The organism is Bartonella sp. MR100HLJHH, assembly GCF_042194215.1.
Taxonomy (GTDB): domain Bacteria; phylum Pseudomonadota; class Alphaproteobacteria; order Rhizobiales; family Rhizobiaceae; genus Bartonella; species Bartonella grahamii.
In genome coordinates, this window is the sequence record NZ_JBHIMR010000086.1 from 1 (window position 1) to 884 (window position 884).

Annotated in this window: 2 protein-coding genes; both read right to left on the minus strand. The window is 40.0% G+C overall.

Going from position 1 to position 884, the window contains the following annotated elements; all coding sequences use genetic code 11:
• Positions 1 to 586, minus strand: a 586-nt coding sequence (locus ACFIJ7_RS09655) for a POTRA domain-containing protein (RefSeq protein ID WP_375645202.1), incomplete at its 3' end; no start/stop codon positions are given.
• Entirely contained in the window at positions 579 to 758 is a 180-nt protein-coding gene (locus tag ACFIJ7_RS09660; protein ID WP_375645203.1) for a hypothetical protein, read from the minus strand. The genes ACFIJ7_RS09660 and ACFIJ7_RS09655, both read right to left, overlap by 8 nt.
• Positions 759 to 884: the final 126 nt, after the last annotated feature.

Below are 884 nucleotides of genomic sequence, written 5' to 3' on the forward strand. Positions count from 1 at the left end.
CAAGCCCTTGCTCTATCTGGCGCAGATTGGTCGGCTTCCCAATAAGGTTTGGAAAAGCCGTGGTGATTTCTCCTTGAAGTCTCCTCTCAACTTTATGCCCATCCAGAGTGATATCTTCCATCACACCTTCAACTACAACAATCTTGAGATGACCGCCGCTTAAATCTTGCTCAGGCAAATAAGCCCGCACCGCAATATAGCCGCGCTTCATATAAAGCTTGGTCACCGCTTTGAGCACTTTGTTGATTTCGGCAATCCCCAAACACCGCCCTTCCCAAAGAGAAATGGCTTCATGAAGGTCGGTATGAGAAATCAACTGAGCATCAACAAATTCAATGCTTTTGATCAGCAAACAGGTTGTACCAGACGAAGCACCATAGGCAGATGTGGTATCATCATCTGGCAAAAATACCCCATGTGTTTCGTTTCTACGGTGCAATCGTTGAAAACGCTGTTCTTGCGTTTGTTGTCGTTGGATGCTCTCTGATTGATTAATCGCTTTCTCACGAATATTTTGTGCTAAACTTGCCCATGAAAAAAGGCACAAAATAGCCGCAAAAACAAAAGTGAAAAAAAATCTATGCATTCATTGTGCCCTCAAAGTGAGCAACAAAATGAACCATATCATCAGCGTCACAGAAAAAATCGCCAACCGCGTAATAATTTTTTAATTTTTTGATAAGAATAATACTTCTAAAATCTAAGAGAAAAGCATAGACTGTACTGTATATACTTGCTTTATTAGTTGTGCAAACCATATCACTTCCCCCGCTTTTGAAGATTGCATTTACACTGTTAAATAACAACCATACACTCTATATGCTTCTTAATTTTAAGGTGTTGCGTGTAATATAATCTTGAGCTTCAAGTAAAGACTGTTATTC

Bases quoted from the DNA above. Each gene is read 5' to 3' on its own strand.
- ACFIJ7_RS09660 (WP_375645203.1), bottom strand. From the start codon at position 758: ATGGTTTGCACAACTAATAAAGCAAGTATATACAGTACAGTCTATGCT.